This window comes from Ilumatobacter sp. (assembly GCF_041688325.1).
Lineage (GTDB): Bacteria > Actinomycetota > Acidimicrobiia > Acidimicrobiales > Ilumatobacteraceae > Ilumatobacter_A.
This window is the reverse complement of record NZ_JBDNIJ010000195.1, coordinates 1-3,089: the sequence shown is the minus strand read 5'-3', so window position 1 is coordinate 3,089 and position 3,089 is coordinate 1. Positions and strand designations below refer to the sequence as shown.

General features: G+C 63.4%; 2 protein-coding genes and 1 pseudogene. 2 read left to right on the top strand and 1 reads right to left on the bottom strand.

Annotated features, from left to right (window positions below; translation table 11 throughout):
- Positions 1-1,235, bottom strand: a 1,235-nt coding sequence (gene gnd / locus ACH2EI_RS11805) for a decarboxylating NADP(+)-dependent phosphogluconate dehydrogenase (protein WP_395160146.1), incomplete at its 3' end; no start/stop codon positions are given.
- A 341-nt stretch (positions 1,236-1,576) separates the two neighbouring features.
- Here gnd and ACH2EI_RS11800 point away from each other — a divergent pair.
- Both ACH2EI_RS11800 and ACH2EI_RS11795 read left to right on the top strand, forming a co-directional pair.
- Positions 1,577-2,596, top strand: a pseudogene (locus ACH2EI_RS11800) (IS256 family transposase); the annotation flags it as partial.
- An 82-nt stretch (positions 2,597-2,678) separates the two neighbouring features.
- Positions 2,679-2,975, top strand: a complete 297-nt coding sequence (locus tag ACH2EI_RS11795) for a helix-turn-helix domain-containing protein (protein ID WP_395154984.1) — start codon at positions 2,679-2,681, stop codon at positions 2,973-2,975.
- Positions 2,976-3,089: the final 114 nt, after the last annotated feature.

The window sequence follows — 3,089 nt, the reverse complement described above, 5'->3', positions numbered from 1 at the left end:
TTGGCGATGCCGACGCCGACCGTTCTGCGCCAGCCGGATTGAGCCGCCTGCACTGCCTCCGCGAACGTGTCGGCGAGCAGGAGGTTCGCGATGTTGGGCGAGTCGGCGAACACCGAGGTGATGTCGTCGAGGAACGTGGCCCGGATGATGCAACCGGCCCGCCAGATCGCGGCGATCCCGCCGAGGTCGAGGTCCCAGTCGTTTTCGTCGCTCGCGGCGGCGAGCATCGCGAAACCCTGGGCGTACGACACGACCTTCGAGGCGTACAGGGCGTCGCTGATATCACCGAGTGGGACGGCGTCGATGTCGAGCGTGCGATCCGGCCCGGAGAGGATCGTGCTGGCGTCGTGTCGTTCGTCGATCAGTGCCGACACGACCCTGGCAATGACCGCCTCGGCAATCATGCTGACCGGCTGGCCGAGTTCGAACCCGTACATCGCGGTCCATCGGCCGGTTCCCTTCTGGCCCGCCGAGTCGAGGATGACGTCGATCACAGCCTCGCCGTCGGGTGATTCAGTGGCGAGGATCTCGGCGGTGATCTCGATCAGGAACGATTCGAGCCGCCCCGAGTTCCAATCGGCGAACGTGGTGGACATCTCGGTGTTTGACATCCCGAGTGCCTGCATGATCGCGTACGCCTCGCTGATCACCTGCATGTCGCCGTACTCGATGCCGTTGTGCACCATCTTCACGAAGTGGCCGGCTCCACCGCGTCCAATCCACTCGCAGCACGGCGAACCGTCATCGGCCACTGCAGCGATCGCCAGCAGGATCGGCTTCACGTGGGGCCACGCGTCTGGTGAGCCGCCGGGCATGATCGACGGGCCGTTGAGTGCACCCTCCTCGCCGCCGGACACGCCGGCGCCTACGAACAGGATGTCCTGCTCCGCGAGTTCGTCGCAGCGGCGCTCGGTGTCAAGGTAGTCGGCATTGCCGCCGTCGATCACGATGTCGCCGTCGTCGAGCAGGGGCACGAGTTCACTCAAGACCGCGTCGACTGCGCCGCCCGCTTTCACCATCAGCATAACAATCCGCGGTGTTGACAGGCTCTCGACCAGATCGCTCATTTCCTCGTGACCTGTGACCGATGCATCCGCTGCATCCTGCGCGATGAACTCGGTCATCCTCGAGGTCGTGCGGTTGTACACCGCCACCTCGAACCCGTTGCGCGCCATGTTGAGCACGAGGTTGCGACCCATCACCGCGAGTCCGATCAAACCAATGTCAGCTGCCATGGGCGGAGTCTTCCCCCTGTCGGTCATGGGACACGGGCCGCAGCGCGAATTGTCAGAACGTTTTGACCATCCCAGACCCGGCCTCCCGGGCACTGTTGCATTGACGGAGCGGGTGCGGCTCGTAACGTGCCCACGTGATCTCGTCGCCGTGTTGTGTCTCCATCGTTCACTGGGTTCCGATTCCCACCGAAGGTGACTTGTTGGCTGTGCGCTGGTATCTCCGATACAGGTTGCGTCAGATAAACGGTGGAACTGGTCTGGTCTGAAACGCTGAGCTGAATGGCTCCGCCGGAAGGACAGACAATGTCAGACAATGATGTTCCGGTGTCAAGGGCCAATTCGATCTGCAGCTCGGGATCCCGAAGCTCCGCAAAGGCTCGTTCTTCCCGTCGATTCTCGAACCGCGCCGACGCATCGACCAAGCCCTGTACGCAGTCGTGATGGAGGCCTACGTGTCCGGCGTCTCGACCCGCGCCGTTGATGACCTGGTCGCAGCAATGGGCATCGACACCGGCATCTCCAAGTCCGAAGTCTCCCGGATCTGTGCCGGCCTCGACGAACGCGTCGGAGCGTTCCGCAACCGCACTCTCGGCCACACCACCTTCCCGTACGTGTATCTCGACGCGACCTATGTCAACGTCCGCGATGACGCCTTGGGCCAGGTCGTGTCGCGCGCTGTCGTGGTCGCGACGGGGATCACCGCACAGGGCAACCGTGAAGTGCTCGGTGTCGACATTGGTGACTCCGAAGACGAAACGTTCTGGACCCACTTCCTGTGGTCGTTGAAGACACGTGGACTGTCGGGGGTGCGCCTGGTGATCTCCGACGCGCACGCCGGGCTGAAAGCATCGATCCGCAAGATCATGCTCGGCGCGTCGTGGCAACGCTGCCGCGTTCACTACGTCAGGAACCTGTTGGCGGTCGTGCCGAAAGGCTCCCAAGATCTGGTCGCCTCAGCGTTCCGGTCGATCTTCGCGCTCACCGACCCTGACGAGGTCAACAAACGTTGGGACGAAGTCGTCGACACCCTCGACGAACGATTCCCCAAAGCAGCAGAGTCGATGCGCACGGCTCGCACCGACGTGCTCGCCTTCACAGTGTTCCCGCCGGCGCACTGGCGCAAGATCTGGTCGAACAACCCGCTCGAGAGATTGAACAAAGAGATCAAACGACGCACCAACGTCGTCGGCATCTTCCCCAACGACGCCGCCGCACTCCGATTGATCGGGGCCGTGCTCGCCGACCAACACGACGACTGGATCATCGCCCGCCTCTACCTCTCAGAAGCCTCGATGGCGCTCCTCGACAAGACCTGCCACACTGACGACACTCAACCCATCGCCGAACTCGTCGAGGGCTGAGCCACACCAGGGAACGCGTCACGCAATCCCCACCACTCCGCGGGACTCAAACGTCGCAGCGGCAGCCGAGCACGACCGCACAGTGAGCCGAGTCGAACAGCTCGCCACCCTGGCTGGCATCAGCGTGCGAACGCTCCAGCGACTGTTCGACTACCACGTCGGGGTCAGCCCATCGTTCGTCATTCGACGATGGCGAATCATCGAAGCCGCAGAAGCAGCACAACAAGCCATCGCTGAAGGCGGAGAATGGAGCGGCTGGGCGACGGTCGCCGCCGAACTGGGCTACGCCGACCAAGCCCACCTCACCCGAGACTTCCGCCGCCACCTCGGAACATCACCCGCCGTCTACCTCGCGCAAGCCACCAGCTCCAACGCCTGAACCGCAGAGCGACCAACCTGTGACGAGTTGGCGAAGTGGGCGGTCGTCTCCTCAGGGCGTTATCGCGCAGGTCCGACCCGGAAGATGTGCCGTTCCTGCGTGGCTCTCGCGTGT